This window comes from Streptomyces sp. NPDC006552 (assembly GCF_040611655.1).
Classification (GTDB): Bacteria; Actinomycetota; Actinomycetes; order Streptomycetales; family Streptomycetaceae; genus Streptomyces.
Genome location: NZ_JBEXOS010000028.1, coordinates 13402 through 31542 on the forward strand (window position 1 = coordinate 13402; position 18141 = coordinate 31542).

Genomic DNA, 18141 nt, shown 5'->3' on the forward strand with positions numbered 1-18141 from the left:
GTCAGATTCCCACCTGGAAGCCGGTGGACCAGGTCCGCATCTGCTCCACGAGGCTGTCCCAGGCACCCGTGAGCAGCAGGACTCCGGTCAGGATCATCATGATGCCGCCGATGCGCATCACCCATGCGTAGTGCCTCTTGACCCAGCCGAAGGCACCGAGCGCCTTGCGGAAGGCGATCGCGGCGAGCACGAAGGGCACGCCGAGACCGAGGCAGTACGCGACCGTCAGTATGGCCCCCCGCCCGGCGCTGCCCTGATCCTGGGACAGGATGATCACGGAGCCGAGGGTCGGGCCGATGCACGGGGTCCAGCCGATCCCGAACAGGGCGCCCAGCAGCGGGGCGCCGATCAGTCCGGCGGCGGGCTTGCGGTGGATGCGGAACTCGCGCTGGGTCATCCAGGGCATCAGCCCCATGAAGAACACGCCCATGACGATCATGAGTGCGCCGAGCACCTTGTTCAGGACGCTCTGGTACTCCTGCAGCGTCTGGCCGAAGTAGCCGAAGAGGGCGCCGCCGGAGACGAACACGGCGGTGAAGCCGAGGACGAAGAGGGTGGCGCCCGCCACCATGCGGCCCCGGCGCTGCTCCATCAGGTCGGTGCCGGTGACGCCGGTGACGTAGGAGAGGTAGCCGGGCACCAGGGGCAGGACGCACGGCGAGAAGAAGGAGACCAGGCCGCCGATGAGGGCGACGGGGATGGCGAGGAGGAGCGCGCCGCTCAGGATGGTGCTGTTCTGGTCGCCGTAGGCGGCGAGCGTGACAAGCGTGGGGGGCACCGTCGCTCACTTCTCCGGGCGCGGGGGCACGGGGGTGCGCGGGGTGCGGCGGGCGGCACTCATGTGAAAAGTTTCGCATGTCCGGTCAGGGGGATTTCCGCACCCCCCTCATGTACGGAAAAGCCCATTTCAGGACGGGTTTTTCGGCGGTTTCGCGAGGAAGGTGCGCCAGCCTTCGGCGGGCCGCTGCCCGACGTCGAGGGTGCGGAGCCGGTCGAGCACCGCGGGGTCCTGGGCGTCCATCCAGTCGACGTACTGGCGGAAGGAGACGAGGCGGACGTCGCCGTGCTGCTCGGCGGTGCGGGCGATGTGCTTGAGCGCGGCCTCGACGGCGTCCATGTAGATGCCGCCGTTCCACTCCTCGAAGTGGTTGCCGATGAAGAACGGGGCCCGGTTCGTCTCGTAGGCCCGCTGGAAGCCGGCGATGTACGCCTCGGTGCACTGCTTGCGCCAGCCCGGGTAGTTGTGGGCGGGCGCCTTGGTGGAGTTCAGGGACTGGTTGGCCAGCATGTTGTAGTCCATCGAGAGCACCTCGAAGCTGTGCCCGGGGAAGGGGACGGCCTGCAGCGGCAGGTCCCAGATCCCCTGCTTCTTGTCGGGCCAGCGCTGCCGGCCGCCGGGCGAGGAGGCGTCGTAGCGCCAGCCCAGGTCGCGGGCGGTGGGCAGCAGGTTCTCCTGGCCGAGCAGGCAGGGCGTGCGGCCGCCGACCAGTTCCTTGTCGTAGTCGAAGGGCAGCGAGGGCAGGTCGTGCCAGCCGGAGTTGGTCCGCCACCGCTGCACGAAGCTCTTGGCCTGGTCGATCTCGCTGCGCCACTGCTGCGGCGTCCAGTTCGCGACGGTGCCGGTACCGGTGCAGAAGTGGCCGTTGAAGTGCGTGCCTATCTCGTGCCCGTCGAGCCAGGCCCGGCGTACGTACTTCAGGGTCGCCTTGACGTGCTCGTCGGTGAGGTAGCCGATGTCGGAGGCGCCCACCGGGTTGTTCGGCGCGTGGTAGAGCCGCTTCTTCGACTCGGGCAGCAGGTACAGGCCCGAGAGGAAGAAGGTCATGTGCGCGCCGTGGTCCTTGGCGAGGTCGAGGAAGCGGGGAAAGAGCCCGTTGCCCACCTCGCCCGCGCCGTCCCAGGAGAAGATCACGAACTGCGGGGGCCGCTGCCCCGGTTCGAGCCGCTCGGGCGCCGGGGGCTGGTGCGGCTGCGCGCCGGTGTACGAGGTCGAGCCGTCCCCGATCGGACGGGCCGCGGGCTTCTCGGGCCGCTTCGCGGAGCCGCCGTGACCGCCTGGCGAGACGGTCCGGGGAGCGCCGCCCGATCCGCAGCCGGCGAGCGCCGCCGCGGCCGCCGTCCCAGCCCCCAGACCGAGAAGTCCCCTACGACTGACATCGCGCATTCCGTCACCATTCCTCACGCTGTGCACCCATTCGTGGCGGGCACCCAGTTAGAGGGCGGGAGGCAGGCGGGGGTTCCGCCAATCCGGCGACAGATGTGCTGGTGGGGGCGGGTGGGCCGCGGACCGCCGTTCACCGGCGGCCCGCGGACCGAGGACGTCAGGCGCCGAACGCCTTGCCGCCCTGGGCGCCCTTGGCCGGCTTGGCGCCCGCCAGCAGGTGGGCGGGGACCAGATCGCGCGCGGGCTCGGTGTACCCGACCGAGACGATGCGGTCGCCCTGGTAGGTGAAGGTGGTCAGCGAGGCGAGCGTGCACTGCCGCTTGCGCGGGTCGTGCCAGAGCCGGCGCTTCTCGACGAAGCTGCGCACCGTCCAGATCGGCAGCTGGTGGGAGACGCAGACCGCCTCGTGCCCGCGCGCCGCGTCCCTGGCGGCGTCGAGCGCGCTCATCATCCGCACGGCCTGCTCGACGTAGGGCTCGCCCCACGACGGCTTGAACGGGTTGACGACGTGCTTCCAGTTCTGCGGGTTCTTCAGGGCGCCGTCGCCGACGCCGAAGGTCTTGCCCTGGAAGACGTTGGCCGCCTCGATGAGCCGGCCGTCACTGTTCAGGTCGAGCCCGTGCACCTTGGCGATCGGCGTCGCCGTCTCCTGGGCCCGCTCCAGCGGGGAGGCGACGACGTGCGTGATGTCCCGGGAGGCGAGGTGCTCGGCGACCCGGTCGGCCATCTGCCGGCCCAGCTCGGAGAGGTGGTAGTCGGGCAGCCGCCCGTACAGGACCCCTTCCGGGTTCTCCACCTCGCCGTGGCGCATCAGGTGGACGACGGTGATGTCGTTCTTCGCGCTGTCGCTCATGCCGTGGCCTCCGCGGCCGCGCGGGCGGCGGCCGGGAGCGCGGCGGCGACGCGCTCGACGGCCTGATCGTCGTGGGCGGTCGAGACGAACCACGACTCGAACGCCGAGGGCGGCAGGTAGACGCCCCGCTCCAGCATCGCGTGGAAGAAGGCGGTGAAGCGGAAGGACTCCTGCGCCTTGGCGCCCGCGTAGTCGCGGACCGGTTCGTCGGGGGTCTCGGTGAAGAAGACGGAGAACATGTTGGAGGCGTTCTGCACCCGGTGCGCGACGCCCTCCTTGGTGAACGCCTCGGTGACCAGCGCGCGCAGCTGCTCGCTGACCGCGTCGACCTTCGCGTACGCGGCGTCGTCGAGCAGCCGCAGCTGGGCGAGGCCCGCCGCGGTGGCGACGGGGTTCCCGGAGAGGGTGCCCGCCTGGTAGACCGGGCCGGCCGGGGCGAGGTGCGCCATGACGTCGGCGCGCCCGCCGAACGCGGCGGCGGGGAAGCCGCCGCCCATCACCTTGCCGAAGGTCATCAGGTCGGGCACGACCCCGTCGACACCGAACCAGCCGGCCTTCGACGTACGGAAACCGGTCATCACCTCGTCGGAGATGTACAGCGCGCCATTGTCCTGGCAGAGCGCCTTGAGCCCGGCGTTGAAGCCGTCGAGCGGCGGCACGACGCCCATGTTGCCGGGCGAGGCCTCGGTGATGACGCAGGCGATCTCGCCGGGGTGGGCGGCGAACGCGGCCCGCACCGCTTCCAGGTCGTTGTAGGGCAGGACGATCGTGTCCACTGCCTGGGCGCCGGTGACCCCGGGGGTGTCCGGCAGCGCGAACGTGGCGACGCCGGAGCCGGCCGCGGCGAGCAGCGCGTCCACGTGGCCGTGGTAGCAGCCGGCGAACTTGACGACCTTGGCGCGGCCGGTGAAGCCGCGGGCGAGCCGGATCGCGGACATCGTCGCCTCGGTGCCGGAGGAGACCAGGCGCACCTGCTCGACCGGGGCGATCCGCGCGACGATCTCCTCGGCGAGGGCGACCTCGCCCTCGCCGGGCGTGCCGAAGGAGGTGCCGCGGGCGACGGCCTCCTGGGCGGCGGCGACGACCTCGGGGTGGGAATGGCCGAGGATCATCGGCCCCCAGGAGCAGACGAGGTCGACGTAGCTGCGACCGTCGGCGTCCGTCAGATACGGACCGGTACCGGACACCATGAAACGGGGCGTACCGCCCACGGCTCCGAACGCCCGCACCGGGGAGTTCACGCCACCGGGCGTGACGCGTGCCGCGCGGTCGAAGAGCCCCTGCGAAACGGGTGCCTCATAGGGATAGGGGGTGTTGTTCGCCTCTGCCATGCCCCTCAGCGTACGGCCCGCTTCCCCGGGCCCCCTCGCGCGGACCCCGGGCGCCCTAGACTCGGGCTGTCGGTGCGCTGTACCGCGGCGGGGGGGGGGCCGGTCGGTCGCGCGGTTGTTCCGTCCGGACGTTTCGGCGGGTGACCGTGGGGGAGGTCACTGACACGATGATCGGGTTGCGCGTCGGCGGTCGCGCGGCCTAGAAAAGGGCCTGGCGCCCTGAGAACAGCAGTCGGGTGGAGATATGCATCGCGGTGGCGGCGGACTGGGCGAGGGGACCGACGACCTGGGCCCCCGGCGTGCCCGGCGGGGAAAGCACCGGCGCGAGGGCCACGACGAGGCGGCGGCACGGGTCCAGAGAGCGACAGGCGGCGGGGACAGCGGGAATGGTGGCCGGGTGGGGGTGACGTACAAGTACTTCGGCGCGCCCGACGGCGCGACGGCCGCCCGCGTCCCGATCTCCATGCGCCCCGAGGAGCTCGGCGGGGACGAGCTGGGCATGGGCGGCATGTTCACGAAGATCAAGCCGGAGACGATGGCCGCGATGGTCCTCACCGGCATCGAGGGCATACCCCTGCACAAGGTCCCGCCGCTGGAACTGGTCGTCCTGCACCCCGACTACGCGGTGGTCAAGCTCCCGATGACGGTCGTCGACCCGCTGCGCGGCGTGGGCGAGGAGGCCGTCGGCGCGGCCGCCTTCATCTGGTCCACGGTCCCCGACCGCGGCGGCCCGCGCGACGCGTTCAACGTCTACCAGCTGCTCCACGAGTGGCAGGACTTCAGCCACCGGCTGCACGACGCGGGCCATCAGGCGTACTGCCTGGTCTGGCCCTGAGCGCCTGCTCTCTTCTACGCGGTCACAGCCGCGGCGGCCCCGCCTCGCAGGAGGCTGAGATGGCGCACACAGTGCGCATCTCAGGGGCGCGGGGAACTGCGCGAGCAACCACGACGAGAGCCGCACGCGAAGGACTGCCCAGGGACGCGGGGAACTGCACGACCGGCCGCGTCCCCGGCCGCGTCCAGGCCCCCGTTCGGGCGGCAGCCAATGGGCTGGTCGCGTGCTGTCACCCCGTGCGCGAGAGCGGCGTACCCGCCCCCGGGCCCCGGCGGCGGTACATCAAGGGGGGTGCGGGCCCGTACGGGGCGTCCGCCGGGGAAGGCGCTACGTATGAAGATCGTGTTCTTGTTGCACAACGTGTACGCCGTCGGCGGCACGGTGCGCACCACCCTCAATCTCGCCGCGGCGCTCGTCGAGCACGGCGGGCACGAGGTGGAGATCGTGTCGATGTCCCGCCACCGCACGGAGCCCCGGTTCGCCGTCGACCCGAGGATCAGGCTCGTACCGCTGGTCGACACGCGGGAGGGGGCCGCGGACACCCGGGACCCCGCGTTCGCCGAGCCCTCGCGGGACTTCCCGGCCGCCGAGAAGCGCTACCGGCAGTACACGCTCCTGCACGACCGGCGGGTCCGCGCGTACCTCACGGAGCACTGCGCCGCGGACGTCGTCGTCGGCACCCGGCCCGGCATCAACGTCTACCTCGCCCAGTGGGGGCCGCGGCGGGCGCTGCGGATCGGGCAGGAGCACCTGCGCCACGACGCGCACACCAAGAAGCTGCGCACCTGCCTCGCCCGGCACTACCGGCGGCTCGACGCGCTGGTGACGGTGACGGAGGCCGACGCGAGGGTCTACCGGTCGCGGATGCGGCTGCCCGGTGTGCGGGTGCTGGCCGTGCCGAACATCGTGCCGCAGGCCTCCGTCGCGCCCTCCACCGGAGAGTCGAAGATCATCGCGGCGGCGGGCCGGCTCGCCCCCGGCAAGCGCTACGACCTGCTCCTGGAGGCGTTCGCGCAGGTCGCCGCCGGACAGCCGGAGTGGGAGCTGCGGATCTACGGCGGCGGCGCGCAGGAGGCGCAGCTGCGGGCGCTCATCGACGACCTGGGGCTCACCGGCCGGGCCCGCCTGATGGGCACGGTGTCGCCGATCGAGCCGGAGTTCGCCGCGGCCGCGCTCGTGGTGAGCGCCTCGGACGCGGAGGCGTTCGGGATGACGCTGGTCGAGGCGGCGCGCTGCGGGGCGCCCGTGATCAGCACGGACGCGCCGCTGGGCCCCGCCGAGATCATCACGGACGGCGTCGACGGGCGGCTGGTGCCGGTCGGCGACGCCCGGGCGCTCGCCGCGGCGATGACCGAGCTGATCGAGGACGCCCCGGCCCGCCGGGCGATGGCCGCGGCCGCGCTCGCCTCCGCACACCGCTTCGACGCGGAGCCCATCGTGGCGCGTTATGACTCCCTGTTCCTGGAACTCCGGGCCTCCCGGCACCGTCGAGCATGGCAACGGTTCCGCGCCCGGGCCGCCAACTGGGCGCGCAGGAGAACTCGTTCGCTGCGCGCTGCGCTGCCGGGCGGGTCAGGGGGGACACCGCATGACCGCCGAGGCCGTCAGGCGCCCGGTGCGGCGCAGCCCGGCCGCTCCTAGGAGCCGCGCGATGCCGACGCACTCCGCGCAGCGGACCGCGCCCCCGGCCTCCCCCGCTCCCGCCGGGTTGCTGTGGTGGCGCTCCGGCACGGGACCGCAGGTGACGGTCGCTCGCGCCCCGCGCGCCGTGAGTGGCGACACCTGGCTCGCGGGTGTCGCGGCCCTGTACTGCCTCGCTCAGCTCGCCCTGGTCGTGACCCGGCTCGGGCACGGACTCGGCTGGGACGAGTCGGTGTACGTGTCGCAGTACGACCCCCGCACCCCGACCGTCTTCTTCAGCGCCCCGCGCTCGCGCGGCACGAGTCTGCTGACCGCACCGCTCACCGCGGTGAGCGGCTCCGCGGTCGTGCTGCGCGCCGCGCTCGCCGTACTGTCGTCGGCCGCGCTGTACGCCGCGTTCCGGGTGTGGCGGCCGCTGGTCGGGGCGCGGACGACCGCTCTCGCGGCGCTTCTCTTCGCCGGGCTGTGGATCGCGGTGCTGTCCGGCGCGATGGCCATGCCGAACCTGTGGGTGGCGTTCGGAGCGGTCGGCGCCGTCGGCTGGTTCCTGCGGGAGGGCGGCCGGGGCCGCCGCTGGTGGCTCGCGGGCTGTGTCGCCGCGGTGGCGCTGTTCCGGGCGCCGGACGCCGTGTGGCTGGTGCTGGCGCTGGCCGGCGCCGCCCTGCTGCGGCGCGGGCGGCGGGAGACCCTGCCGTTCCTCGCGGCGGGGCTCGGCGCGGGGCTCGCCCAGTGGGTCGTGGAGGCGTATGTCCGCTGGGGCGGGGTGCTGGAGCGGCTGCGCGTGTCGAGCGCCACCGAGGGCGACATGGGCCTGCACCTGAACGTCGGCACGGCCTGGCGCGCGGTGAACGGCCCGCTGCTGTGCCGCCCCTGTACGGCGGGCCACCCCGCCCTGCCCGGGCTGGCGCTGTGGTGGCTCGCCCTGCCGCTGCTGGTGGCGGCCGCCGTGTACGTCGCGGGGCGGGAGCGCCGGGCCGCCCCGGTCCTGCTGCCGGTGGCCTGCGCCGCCGCGCTCTGCGTCCCGTATCTGCTGCTCATCGGGTACGCGGCGCCGCGCTTCCTGCTGCCGTCGTACGCGCTGCTGTCCCTGCCGCTGGCGGTGCTGCTGCGCCGGCTGCGAGGCCGGCGGCTGCTCGCGTACGCCGCCGTGGCCGTCCTCGTGTGCCACCTCGCCGGGCAGCTGGTCGTGCTCGACGCCCAGGTCACGCAGACGGCGCGCACCGACGCGCGTTACGTCGCGGCCGCCCGGGGGCTGCGTGCCATGGGTCTGACGCCGCCGTGCCTGGTGACGGGCCCGCGCGCGCTGCCCGTGGGGTACGCGGCGGGGTGCGCCTCCGCGCAGACCCGGGGCAACAACCGCTCCACGACCCGGGCCGCGCTGCTGCGCCGGGCCGCGCGGGTCCCCACGGCGCTGCTCACCGGGCCCGGCCGCCGGCCGCCGCGCTACGCCCGGGACTGGACCCCGTACGACCTGCCCGGCACCCGCGGCTGGACGGCGTGGAAGGCGCCGGTGCCGTTGCGGCGCGGGCCGCTGGGCCCGTAGGGCCTGTCAGTCGGCCCGCAGCGCCGCGAGCCGCTCGGCGAACGGTTCGATCCGGAAGCCGCCCGCCGGGTCCACCGACGTGATCGCGCCGGTCAGCGAGCGGGGCGCGATCGCGGCGGCCGTGTCGACCTCCGGCGCGGCGGTCGCGGCGGACGGCGCCATGAAGCGGGCCAGTTCGGCGCCCGCGCGGGCGATGCGCTGCTCCAGGCCCTCCTCGCCCCAGTCCTCCGAGGCCGCGTAGACGGCGGTCGGCAGGACGAGGGCGCGCAGGTACGTGAAGAGCGGGCGCAGCGCGTGCTCGGTGACCAGGGAGTGCCGGGCCGTGCCGCCGGTCGCGGCGACGAGGACCGGCTTGCCGGTCAGCGCGTCCTTGTCGAGGACGTCGAAGAACGACTTGAACAGGCCGCTGTAGGAGGCGGCGAAGACCGGGGTCACGGCGATCAGGCCGTCCGCGGCGGCCACCGCGTCGAGCGCGGCGGCCAGGCGGGCGGGCGGGAACCCGGTGACGAAGTGCTGGGCGATCTCGGTGGCCAGGTCCCGCAGTTCGAGGGTCTCGACCTGCGCGTCGGCGTGACCCAGGGTCGCGGTGGCCAGCCGGTCGGCGAGCAGCCGGGTGGAGGACGGGGAGCTCAGCCCCGCCGAGACGACGACGAGCCTCATCGCGCACTTCCTTCCTGTGCGTCGTTCTTCGCGGCGACGCGGGCGGCGTGGGTGGGCGCGTCCGGTACGTTCGCCGCGCGCTTGTTCGCGAACTCCTTGCGCAGCACCGGCACGACCTCTTCGCCGAGCAGGTCGAGCTGTTCCAGGACGGTCTTCAGGGGCAGGCCCGCGTGGTCCATCAGGAAGAGCTGGCGCTGGTAGTCGCCGACGTACTCCCGGAAGGACAGGGTCCGCTCGATGACCTCCTGCGGGGAGCCGACGGTCAGCGGCGTCTGGGACGTGAACTCCTCCAGGGAGGGGCCGTGCCCGTAGACCGGCGCGTTGTCGAAGTACGGGCGGAACTCGCGGACCGCGTCCTGGGAGTTCTTCCGCATGAACACTTGGCCGCCGAGGCCGACGATCGCCTGTTCGGGGGTGCCGTGCCCGTAGTGGGCGTAGCGCTGGCGGTACAGGTTCACCATCTGCTTGGTGTGGCTCGCGGGCCAGAAGATGTGGTTGTGGAAGAAGCCGTCGCCGTAGTACGCGGCCTGCTCGGCGATCTCCGGCGAGCGGATCGAGCCGTGCCAGACGAAGGGCGCGACGCCGTCCAGCGGGCGCGGGGTCGAGGTGAAGGACTGCAACGGCGTGCGGAACTTGCCCTTCCAGGTGACGACGGGCTCGTCCCACAGGCGGCGCAGCAGCGCGTAGTTCTCGACGGCGAGGTCGATGCCGTCGCGGATGTCCTTGCCGAACCAGGGGTAGACCGGTCCGGTGTTGCCGCGGCCCATCATCAGGTCGACGCGGCCGTCCGCGACGTGCTGGAGCATCGCGAAGTCCTCGGCGATCTTCACCGGGTCGTTCGTGGTGATCAGCGTGGTGGAGGTGGAGAGGATCAGCTTCTCGGTGCGCGCGGCGAGGTAGCCGAGCAGGGTCGTCGGCGACGACGGCACGAACGGCGGGTTGTGGTGCTCACCGGTCGCGAAGACGTCGAGCCCGACCTCCTCGGCCTTCTGCGCGATGGCGAGCATCGCCTTGATGCGCTCGTGCTCGCTCGGCGCGCGTCCGGTCGTCGGGTCGGTCGTGACGTCACCGACGGTGAAGATCCCGAACTGCATGCTGCTCACCCTCCCGGGGTTGTTGACGGTTCAACTATACCCCGGGAACGGCGGGTGCGGGCCGGCTATTCCCGGCCGCCTCCCCGGGGGTCCCGGCCCGTCGCCGCGAGCAGCCGCTCGAAGGGCGAGGCGTCCGCCGCGGCCGCCACCGGCTCCCCGAACACCCCCATCGACCTCGCCGTCGGCGACAGCTGCGCCACCGCGCCCGCGAGCGGCGCCACCACCTCGGGCGGCGCCTCGTACGGCTGGCCGGTGGCCCGCGCCAGGTCCCAGGCGTGCACCGTCAGGTCCAGCAGCGCCATCGCGCCGACCAGCGGGGCCGGCATGTCCATCGCCCCGGTCGTCCCCTCGTCCGCGCCCGGCGCCGACCACGCGGCCACCAGCTCCCGCACGGCGGCCGCGAACCGCTCCCGCCAGTCGGGGCCCTCCCCCACCCGGTCCGCCGTCCCACTGAAGTCCGCGTTCTGCTTACCCGCCAGTTTCCGGAACTCCTCGACCACCTGGAAGAGGTGGTTGACCAGGGCTTTCACGTCGTACTCCGCGCACGGGGTGGGTGCGGCGAGCGTCCCGTCGCCGATACCGGCCACGACCGGCACGGCCCGCGCCGCCGCCGCGGCCATCAGCTCCCCGGTCCCGTCCGTCTTCTGCTGCTCGTTCGTGTCCATGCCTCCGACGCTACGAGCCCGCCGCCCGCGCCGCTTGAACAAACGCGACGCCGTCAGCAGGCCGCCGTACGATCCGGGCATGGAAGGCGACCACTCCGCACTCCGCCGCGACACCCGGGGGATCGTCGACCCGGCGTCCCTGCTCAGCCGCGTCCGCTTCCGCCGCCACGCGCCCGCCGGGCCGCTGCGCCCGTACGTCGAGACGTACTGGTTCATCGACTGGGACCTGCCCGCGCCCTACGCCTCGACCGTCGTCCCGCACCCCTCGGTGAACCTCACCTTCCAGTGGGACGAGGACGAGGGCGCGCCCTACGGGGAGGTCACCGGGGTCGCAGCGCCCGGCCTCTACACGCGCAAGATCGGCGGGCGCGGCCGGGTCTGCGGGGCGAAGTTCTGGCCCGGCGCGTTCCGCCCGTTCGCCCCGGGCGAGCCGGCCACCGCGTGGACCGGCCGCGCCCTGCCCTACGAGGACGTCTTCCCCCGCACCGAGATCGCCGCCCTCGTGGGCCCCGCCGACGACCGCGACCGGATTGCCGCCCTCGACGCCTACCTGCTCTCCCTCGCCCCGGCCGCGCCGGACCCCGCCGCCGAACTCGCCCGCGGCCTCGTCGCCCGCATCCGGGCCGAGCGCGGCGTGCGCCGCGTCGCGGACCTCGCGCGGGCCGAGGGGCTGTCGGTGCGCGCGCTGCAACGGCTGTTCGCCGGCTACGTCGGCGTCAGCCCGAAATGGTGCATCCTGCGCTACCGCATCCACGACGCGGTCGAAGCGGCCGGCACCCGCACCGGCGTCGACTGGGCCGCCCTCGCCGCCGACCTCGGCTACGCGGACCAGGCCCACCTCGTCCGCGACTTCACCGCGACGGTCGGCGTCCCGCCGACCGCCTACCCCTCCCCCTGAACCCCGCCATCCTGCTGCGTGTGCGCCGTTCGCCGTACGCGTACGCGTACCGGAGCCCGTCCGGCGGGTCCGGCGTCATCCCTCACGGTGGATCTTGGTGTTGCTGGCCTGGGCGCGCGGCCGGACCACCAGCAGGTCGATGTTGACGTGGCTGGGGCGGGTGACCGCCCACGTGATGGTGTCCGCGACGTCGTCCGCCGACAGCGGCTGCGCCACCCCCGCGTACACCTTCGCCGCCTTCTCCCTGTCCCCGCCGAACCGGGTCAGCGCGAACTCGTCCGTCTTCACCATGCCGGGCGCCACCTCGATCACCCGGACCGGCGTGCCCACGATCTCCAGGCGCAGCGTCTCCGCGAGCACGTGCTCGGCGTGCTTGGCCGCCACGTACCCGCCGCCGCCCTCGTACGTCGCGAACCCGGCGGTCGAGGAGAGGACGACGACCGTGCCGTCGCCGGACGCGGTCAGCGCGGGCAGCAGCGCCTGCGTCACGTTCAGCGTCCCGATCACGTTCGTCTCGTACATCTGGCGCCACTGCTCCGGGTCGCCGGAGGCCACCGGGTCCGCGCCGAGCGCGCCGCCCGCGTTGTTCACCAGCACCCCGACCGCCTTGAACGCCGTCGCGAACTCGTCGACGGCGGCCCGGTCGGTGATGTCCAGGGCGTACGCCGTCGCCTGGTGCCCCGCCGCCGCGATCTCCTCGGCCAGCGCCTCGATCCGGTCCTTGCGGCGCGCCGTGAGCACCACCCGGTACCCGGCGGCGGCCAGCTGCCGCGCGGTCGCGGCGCCGATACCGCTGCTCGCGCCGGTGACGACGGCGATACGGGAAGACGCGGCGGGGGCCATGAGCTACTCCTCGAACGGCGGGGACGACAAGATCACCGGTGGGTGAACGACGCCGCCCAGCCTACGGCCCGGGTCTCAGTCGCCCCGGGGCGCGTACATGATCAGAGCCATCCCGGCCAGGCAGACGAGCGCGCCCGTCACGTCCCAGCGGGTCGGCCGGTAGCCGTCCGCGACCATGCCCCAGGCGAGCGAACCCGCCACGAACACGCCGCCGTACGCGGCCAGGATGCGCCCGAACTCGGCGTCCGGCTGGAGCGTCGCCACGAAGCCGTACAGGCCGAGCGCGATCACACCGGCGCCGATCCACACCCAGCCCCTCTGCTCCCGCACCCCCTGCCACACCAGCCAGGCGCCGCCGATCTCGAACAGGGCGGCCACCACGAAGAGGGCGACGGAACGGGCGACGAGCATGCGCCCCAGGGTGTCACGCGGGGCCGAGCCCGGGGCCGTACGCCCCGGGCGTGGGATAGATCGGGCGCGCACCCCTGCCACTCCCGCGTACCGAGGTCCCGACGCGCCGCGCGCTCACCCCCACCACCCTGGCCGCCCCACCGCTTCTGACCGCCCCTGATCCACTCACACGAGTGACGCGGATCGATCACGTGCACGGCGAACGAACGGAATGCCTAGCGTCGACTCCGACATCAGGCAACCGAACGGCCCCCGACGGGACGTGTAGGCCGCCCCCCGGAGATGAGGGCGGCCTACACGTCCCGGCGCTGGAAGGCGTGGGAGGACCGGTTGCTCCTGGAGCACGACGACCCTGCCTCTGCCGCTGAGGAGCTGGGCCGGACCCCCAGCAGTTGCCAGGTACGCCTGTGGCGGCTGCGCAGCGGCAGGGTCGCGATGCCGGAGTGAGCCAAGAGGGCCTGGGCCGGAGGCGGCCCGGGCTCTTCGCGTGAGTTCAGCCCTTCACGCAGACGACCTGCTTGATCTTCGCGACGACTTCCACAAGATCGCGCTGCTGGTCCATGACCTGGTCGATGTTCTTGTAGGCCCCGGGGATCTCGTCCAGGACGCCGGAGTCCTTACGGCACTCCACACCTCTCGTCTGGTCCTCCAGGTCACGCACCGTGTAATGCCGCTTTGCGGCGTTGCGGCTCATCCGACGCCCGGCGCCGTGTGAGGCCGAGTTGAACGCCTTGGCGTTCCCCAGCCCCTTCACGATGTAGGAGCTGGTCCCCATCGAGCCGGGGATGATGCCGAAGTCGCCGGACCCGGCCCGGATCGCGCCCTTACGGGTCACGAGCAGGTCCATGCCGTCGTACCGCTCCTCGGCGACGTAGTTGTGGTGGCACGAGATCTCCTGCTCGAAGACCGGATGGGCCTTCTTGAACTCCCTGCGGACCACGTCCTTGAACAGCGCCATCATGATGGCGCGGTTGTACTTCGCGTACTCCTGCGCCCAGTACAGATCGTTCCGGTAGGCGGCCATCTGCGGGGTGTCCGAGACGAAGACGGCCAGGTCCCGGTCGATCAGCCCCTGGTTGTGCGGGAGCTTCCGGGCGACCCCGATGTGGTGCTCCGCCAGCTCCTTGCCGATGTTGCGGGAGCCCGAGTGCAGCATGAGCCAGACCGTGCCCGACTGGTCGAGACAGACCTCGATCATGTGGTTCCCGGATCCGAGCGAGCCCATCTGCTTCGCCGCCCGCTCCTCACGGAAGCGCACCGCGTCCGCCACGCCCCCGAACCGCCCCCAGAACTCCTCCCAGCCGCTCGTCGCGAACCCGTGCAGCCGGCCCGGGTCGACCGGGTCGTCGTGCATGCCGCGGCCCACCGGGATCGCCTGCTCGATCTTCGAGCGGAGCCGGGAGAGGTCGCCGGGCAGGTCGTTCGCGGTCAGCGAGGTCTTCACCGCGCTCATCCCGCAGCCGATGTCGACCCCGACCGCCGCCGGGCAGACCGCGCCGCGCATCGCGATGACCGAGCCGACCGTCGCGCCCTTGCCGTAGTGGACGTCGGGCATGACGGCGAGGCCCTTGATCCAGGGCAGCGTCGCCACATTGCGCAGCTGCTGCATCGCCCCGTCCTCGACGGACGCGGGGTCCGCCCACATCCGGATGGGAACCTTGGCGCCCGGTACCTCTACGTACGACATGAAATCCCCCGAAAGCAGGCTTGGTTGGTGAAACGGTCACGAGTGGTGCTGGAGTCGGATAACGCAAATACCGGGGCCAAGGTCGACGAAAGGGAAGACGGACCGGCGTCCACGGCAGTGCGTGCGATAGACATTGTCAGCACTGGCCGCCCCGCGGCGGCAACCGATTAACCAGGCGTGACCCGCCGAGAGGAGCCCATACGGTGCAGCGGAAGTCGTACGCGTACGTGCCGGGTGTCGCCGTGCTCATGGCGGTGCTCCTCGCCGGGTGCACCGGAGGTTCCGGGTCGGATTCCGGCGACGGCGACGAGAAGCCGGGCGGGGTGAGCGCCTCCGTACCGGCGGCCAAGCCCGGCAAGTACCGGACGCTGCCCGAGCCGTGCGCCCAGCCCGACCGGGCGACGCTGGACGCGATGCTCCCCGGCATCCAGGAGCTGGCGGACGAGCGGCAGCGCGAGAAGGCGTACGCGGGCACGGCGACGGCCACGTACGACACGGACCGGCGGGCCGGGTGCGGCTGGAAGGACGGTTCGGCGGCCGGCGGCACGCACCGGCTGACGCTCGACTTCGAGCGGGTGGTGTCGTACGACGCCGCGGTCAGCGACGACGACCGGGCGCGGGCGGTGTTCGCGGCGAAGCAGGAGAAGGCGGACCTGCCGGCGGCGGCGCCGACCGGCTCGGTGCCGGAGACCGCGGACGCCTCCGAGCCCGGCGACGAGGAGTCCGGCGGCCAGAAGGACGCGGACGGCAAGGACGGTAAGGACGGCGCGGGCAGCAAGGACGGCGCGGACAAGGACGGGAAGTCCTCGCCGCCCGCCTCGCCTTCCACGTCTGTGTCGCCCGCCGAGTTGCAGCCGCGGCTGCTGGACGGGCTCGGCGACGAGGCGTTCATCGACGACGAGCTGTCGGGGCCCGAGGCGGCCCGCAGCCGCACGGTGACTGTGGTGTTCCGCACGTCGAACGCGTTGGTGACCCTCACGTACACGGCCCAGTCGGCGACCCCGGGCGAGGCGCCGGACAGCAAGGAATCCCAGGACACAGCGGAGGAACTGGCGCAGAAGCTGGTCGGGAAGTTCGGCGAGTAGCGGGCGGCCGGGGGCTTTCGCGCCCGGAGGAACCCGAGGCGCCCGGTGCGGCTACGGCGTACGGTGGCCCATCGGACCCGGGTTCGTGGTGGCTCTGTGAAGAAGCCGTCGCGCTTCCGGGCCCGTGCTCCCGCCAGCGTCCTAGTGAAGGAACCATGCACCGTCCCACCAAGCGACTCACCCGCGTCCTCGCCTGCGCAGCCGCCGTGCCGGTGGTTCTCGTCGTAGCCGGCTGTTCCTCCGACTCCGGGTCCGGTTCCGGCTCCGGTGACGCGGCGGGGAAGGGGTCGAATCCGGCGTCGTCCGCCCCGGCCACCGGGGACGCGGCGAAGAAGGTGGCTCCGGCGACGTACAAGACGCTGCCGAAGGCCTGCTCGGCGCTGTCGAAGAAGACGCTGGACGATCTGGTGCCGAAGGGCGACAGCAAGGCGGGCGCGGCGGACGACGAGGCGACGCGGGACAACTGCTCCTGGTCGAGCCTGGACAACAACGGGGTCAAGGGCTCCCAGTTCCGCTGGCTGAATGTCTCGTTGGTCCGGTTCGAGTCGGATGTGAACCGGGGCAGCGGTGACCAGCTCGCCTCGGCGTACTACGCGAAGCAGGTCAAGGACGCGCAGGCGACGCAGGGCGCGAAGAGCGTCAAGACGCAGCCGGTGCCGGGTGCGGGTGACGAGGCGACGCTGGTGCGCTTCGACAGCACGTACAAGGAGAAGAAGAAGGACGTCACGTCCAGGCAGCAGACGGTCGTCTCGCGCGTGGACAACGTCGTGGTGACGGTCAACTACAACGGCTCGGGTCTCGCGGGCGAGAAGACGCCGGACGCGGACGACCTGTCGAAGGACACCGAGAAGGCGGCGAAGGAGACCGTGGCCTCGGTCGTGGCCTCGGCGAAGAGCAAGCCGTCGGCCTCCGCGTCCTCGCCGGCGTCCTCGTCGGCGAAGCCGTCCCCCTCCGCGTCGAAGAAGGCCGGCGAGAAGTCGGACAAGAAGACGGACGACAAGACGGACGGCAAGAAGACGGAAGCCGCGGACAAGTAACCGTCGTTTCACGCGATTTGAGGAGCCCGGCCCCTTTTGGCGCCGGGCTCCCGCCGTACCGGCACGCGGCCTTCCGCACACGTGTGCCAGTCTGTGGGGCGCAACAGCCGAACTGGGAGGGGAACTGGAGTGGCCGCGCCACTGAAGCTGACACGGACGCACCGGATGCTCATCGGTCTGGTGGTGGCCGGTGCGGTCGTCATCGCGGGGATCGGCTTCGCCGGTTCGTACGCGGCCGTGCGCGAACTCGCCCTGGAGAAGGGCTTCGGGAACTTCGCCTACGTCTTCCCGATCGGCATCGACGCGGGCATCTGCGTGCTGCTCGCCCTCGACCTGCTGCTGACGTGGATCCGGATCCCGTTCCCGCTGCTGCGGCAGACGGCGTGGCTGCTCACCGCGGCGACGATCGCGTTCAACGGCGCGGCGGCCTGGCCCGACCCGCTCGGCACCGGCATGCACGCCGTCATCCCGGTCCTGTTCGTGGTCTCGGTCGAGGCGGCCCGGCACGCGACCGGCCGGATCGCGGACATCACCGCCGACAAGCACATGGAGGGCGTGCGCCTCACGCGCTGGCTGCTCTCCCCGCTCCCCACGTTCCTGCTGTGGCGGCGGATGAAGCTGTGGGAGCTGCGGTCCTACGACGCCACGATCAAGCTGGAGCAGGAGCGGCTCGTCTACCAGGCGCGGCTGCGTTCCCGGTTCGGCCGGGCGTGGCGGCGCAAGGCGCCGGTGGAGTCGCTGATGCCGCTGCGGCTGGCCCGGTACGGGGTGCCGCTGGCCGAGACGGCGCCGGCCGGGCTCGCCGCGGCCGGGATCGAGCCGCAGCTGTTGCCGCCGCAGCCGAAGCCGGCGGCGGCGGCCGAGCTGGAACAGGCGCCGGTCCAGGCGCCCGCGGCGGTGGACGCCCCGGCGGCGGAGGCCGTCGCGGAGGCGCCGAGCCAGTGGTTCGCGTCGCCGCCGCCGCAGGCACAGCCGTACCAGGGCGGGTACGACCCGACGTACGTGCCCGAGCAGGAGCACCAGGACTGGTACGAGGAGCAGCCGCAGCAGATCCCGGTACCGGTACCCCGGCCGCGGCAGGCGGCCGCGGAACCGGAGTTCGTGGACCCGCAGTTCCCGGTGCCGAACGGGGCCGGTGGCACGCGTCCGCTGGGCGACGGGGTCCAGGAGGAGGCGGTGGCCGCGGCGCCCTCCGAGGAGGAGCTGTACCGGGTCTACCGGCAGGCGATACAGGGCGAGGGGGTGCCCTCGCCGGGACGGTTCGCGGCGGACGTGGAGGACTCGTTCGGCATCCGGCTCCAGCCGCGGGACGTGAACCGGTACGCGGACCTGTTCGAGGCGCGCTACAACGCGGAGTTGATGGAGGACCACATCGCCTGAGCCCCGGCACGGGC

The 18141-nt window shown here is 72.6% G+C and carries 18 protein-coding genes; 8 read left to right on the forward strand and 10 right to left on the reverse strand.

The features are described from left to right. Position 1 precedes the first annotated feature (1 nt). The 4 genes from ABZY33_RS17850 to hemL all read right to left on the reverse strand — a co-directional run bounded on the left by ABZY33_RS17850 (position 2) and on the right by hemL (position 4348). Complete coding sequence (locus tag ABZY33_RS17850; protein ID WP_356492530.1) at positions 2-778, reverse strand: cytochrome c biogenesis protein CcdA; 777 nt, start codon at positions 776-778, stop codon at positions 2-4. A 129-nt stretch (positions 779-907) separates the two neighbouring features. Continuing rightward, positions 908-2164, reverse strand: coding sequence for a hypothetical protein (locus tag ABZY33_RS17855; protein WP_356492531.1), 1257 nt, complete (start codon positions 2162-2164; stop codon positions 908-910). A gap of 157 nt (positions 2165-2321) precedes the next feature. Continuing rightward, positions 2322-3017, reverse strand: a complete 696-nt coding sequence (locus ABZY33_RS17860) for a histidine phosphatase family protein (RefSeq protein ID WP_356492532.1) — start codon at positions 3015-3017, stop codon at positions 2322-2324. Next, complete coding sequence (gene hemL, locus ABZY33_RS17865) at positions 3014-4348, reverse strand: glutamate-1-semialdehyde 2,1-aminomutase (RefSeq protein ID WP_356492533.1); 1335 nt, start codon at positions 4346-4348, stop codon at positions 3014-3016. Before hemL ends, ABZY33_RS17860 begins: the two co-directional genes overlap by 4 nt. A 244-nt stretch (positions 4349-4592) precedes the next feature. On the opposite strand from hemL, the gene ABZY33_RS17870 reads away from it, so the two are divergent. The 3 genes from ABZY33_RS17870 to ABZY33_RS17880 all read left to right on the forward strand — a co-directional run bounded on the left by ABZY33_RS17870 (position 4593) and on the right by ABZY33_RS17880 (position 8367). After that, positions 4593-5183 (forward strand): hypothetical protein, encoded by a 591-nt coding sequence (locus ABZY33_RS17870; RefSeq protein WP_356492534.1) that lies wholly within the window; start codon positions 4593-4595, stop codon positions 5181-5183. A 333-nt stretch (positions 5184-5516) separates the two neighbouring features. Then, the gene (locus ABZY33_RS17875) at positions 5517-6824 is read left to right on the forward strand and encodes a glycosyltransferase (protein ID WP_356492535.1); all 1308 of its coding nucleotides are present in this window, start codon (positions 5517-5519) and stop codon (positions 6822-6824) included. A 10-nt stretch (positions 6825-6834) separates the two neighbouring features. Continuing rightward, positions 6835-8367 (forward strand): hypothetical protein, encoded by a 1533-nt coding sequence (locus ABZY33_RS17880; RefSeq protein ID WP_356492536.1) that lies wholly within the window; start codon positions 6835-6837, stop codon positions 8365-8367. A gap of 6 nt (positions 8368-8373) precedes the next feature. Here ABZY33_RS17880 and ABZY33_RS17885 read toward each other — a convergent pair whose 3' ends face one another. The 3 genes from ABZY33_RS17885 to ABZY33_RS17895 all read right to left on the reverse strand — a co-directional run bounded on the left by ABZY33_RS17885 (position 8374) and on the right by ABZY33_RS17895 (position 10786). Beyond that, the gene (locus tag ABZY33_RS17885; protein ID WP_356492537.1) at positions 8374-9027 is read right to left on the reverse strand and encodes a CE1759 family FMN reductase; all 654 of its coding nucleotides are present in this window, start codon (positions 9025-9027) and stop codon (positions 8374-8376) included. Further along, positions 9024-10121: an LLM class flavin-dependent oxidoreductase gene (locus tag ABZY33_RS17890; RefSeq protein ID WP_356492538.1), complete on the reverse strand. Its 1098-nt coding sequence runs from the start codon at positions 10119-10121 to the stop codon at positions 9024-9026. Before ABZY33_RS17890 ends, ABZY33_RS17885 begins: the two co-directional genes overlap by 4 nt. Positions 10122-10186: 65 nt before the next feature. Beyond that, entirely contained in the window at positions 10187-10786 is a 600-nt protein-coding gene (locus ABZY33_RS17895; RefSeq protein ID WP_356492539.1) for a TIGR03086 family metal-binding protein, read from the reverse strand. A 79-nt stretch (positions 10787-10865) separates the two neighbouring features. Between ABZY33_RS17895 and ABZY33_RS17900 the strand changes: the two genes are divergently transcribed. Then, on the forward strand, positions 10866-11684 hold the full coding sequence (locus ABZY33_RS17900) for a helix-turn-helix domain-containing protein (protein ID WP_356492540.1): 819 nt from the start codon (positions 10866-10868) through the stop codon (positions 11682-11684). Positions 11685-11759: 75 nt separating this feature from the next. Here ABZY33_RS17900 and ABZY33_RS17905 read toward each other — a convergent pair whose 3' ends face one another. Continuing rightward, positions 11760-12527, reverse strand: coding sequence for an SDR family NAD(P)-dependent oxidoreductase (locus ABZY33_RS17905; RefSeq protein ID WP_356492541.1), 768 nt, complete (start codon positions 12525-12527; stop codon positions 11760-11762). 75 nt (positions 12528-12602) lie between these two features. Beyond that, complete coding sequence (locus ABZY33_RS17910) at positions 12603-12938, reverse strand: YnfA family protein (RefSeq protein ID WP_356492542.1); 336 nt, start codon at positions 12936-12938, stop codon at positions 12603-12605. 282 nt (positions 12939-13220) lie between these two features. Between ABZY33_RS17910 and ABZY33_RS17915 the strand changes: the two genes are divergently transcribed. Next, positions 13221-13385: a hypothetical protein gene (locus ABZY33_RS17915; RefSeq protein ID WP_356492543.1), complete on the forward strand. Its 165-nt coding sequence runs from the start codon at positions 13221-13223 to the stop codon at positions 13383-13385. A 46-nt stretch (positions 13386-13431) separates the two neighbouring features. Here the strand turns inward: ABZY33_RS17915 and ABZY33_RS17920 are convergent, their stop codons facing one another. Further along, complete coding sequence (locus tag ABZY33_RS17920) at positions 13432-14625, reverse strand: RtcB family protein (RefSeq protein WP_356492544.1); 1194 nt, start codon at positions 14623-14625, stop codon at positions 13432-13434. 203 nt (positions 14626-14828) lie between these two features. On the opposite strand from ABZY33_RS17920, the gene ABZY33_RS17925 reads away from it, so the two are divergent. From ABZY33_RS17925 to ABZY33_RS17935, 3 genes are all read left to right on the forward strand, one after another. Next, the gene (locus ABZY33_RS17925) at positions 14829-15710 is read left to right on the forward strand and encodes a DUF3558 domain-containing protein (RefSeq protein ID WP_356492545.1); all 882 of its coding nucleotides are present in this window, start codon (positions 14829-14831) and stop codon (positions 15708-15710) included. Positions 15711-15865: 155 nt separating this feature from the next. After that, positions 15866-16747 (forward strand): DUF3558 domain-containing protein, encoded by an 882-nt coding sequence (locus ABZY33_RS17930; protein WP_356492546.1) that lies wholly within the window; start codon positions 15866-15868, stop codon positions 16745-16747. A 129-nt stretch (positions 16748-16876) separates the two neighbouring features. Then, the gene (locus ABZY33_RS17935) at positions 16877-18127 is read left to right on the forward strand and encodes a DUF2637 domain-containing protein (protein ID WP_356492547.1); all 1251 of its coding nucleotides are present in this window, start codon (positions 16877-16879) and stop codon (positions 18125-18127) included. Positions 18128-18141: the final 14 nt, after the last annotated feature.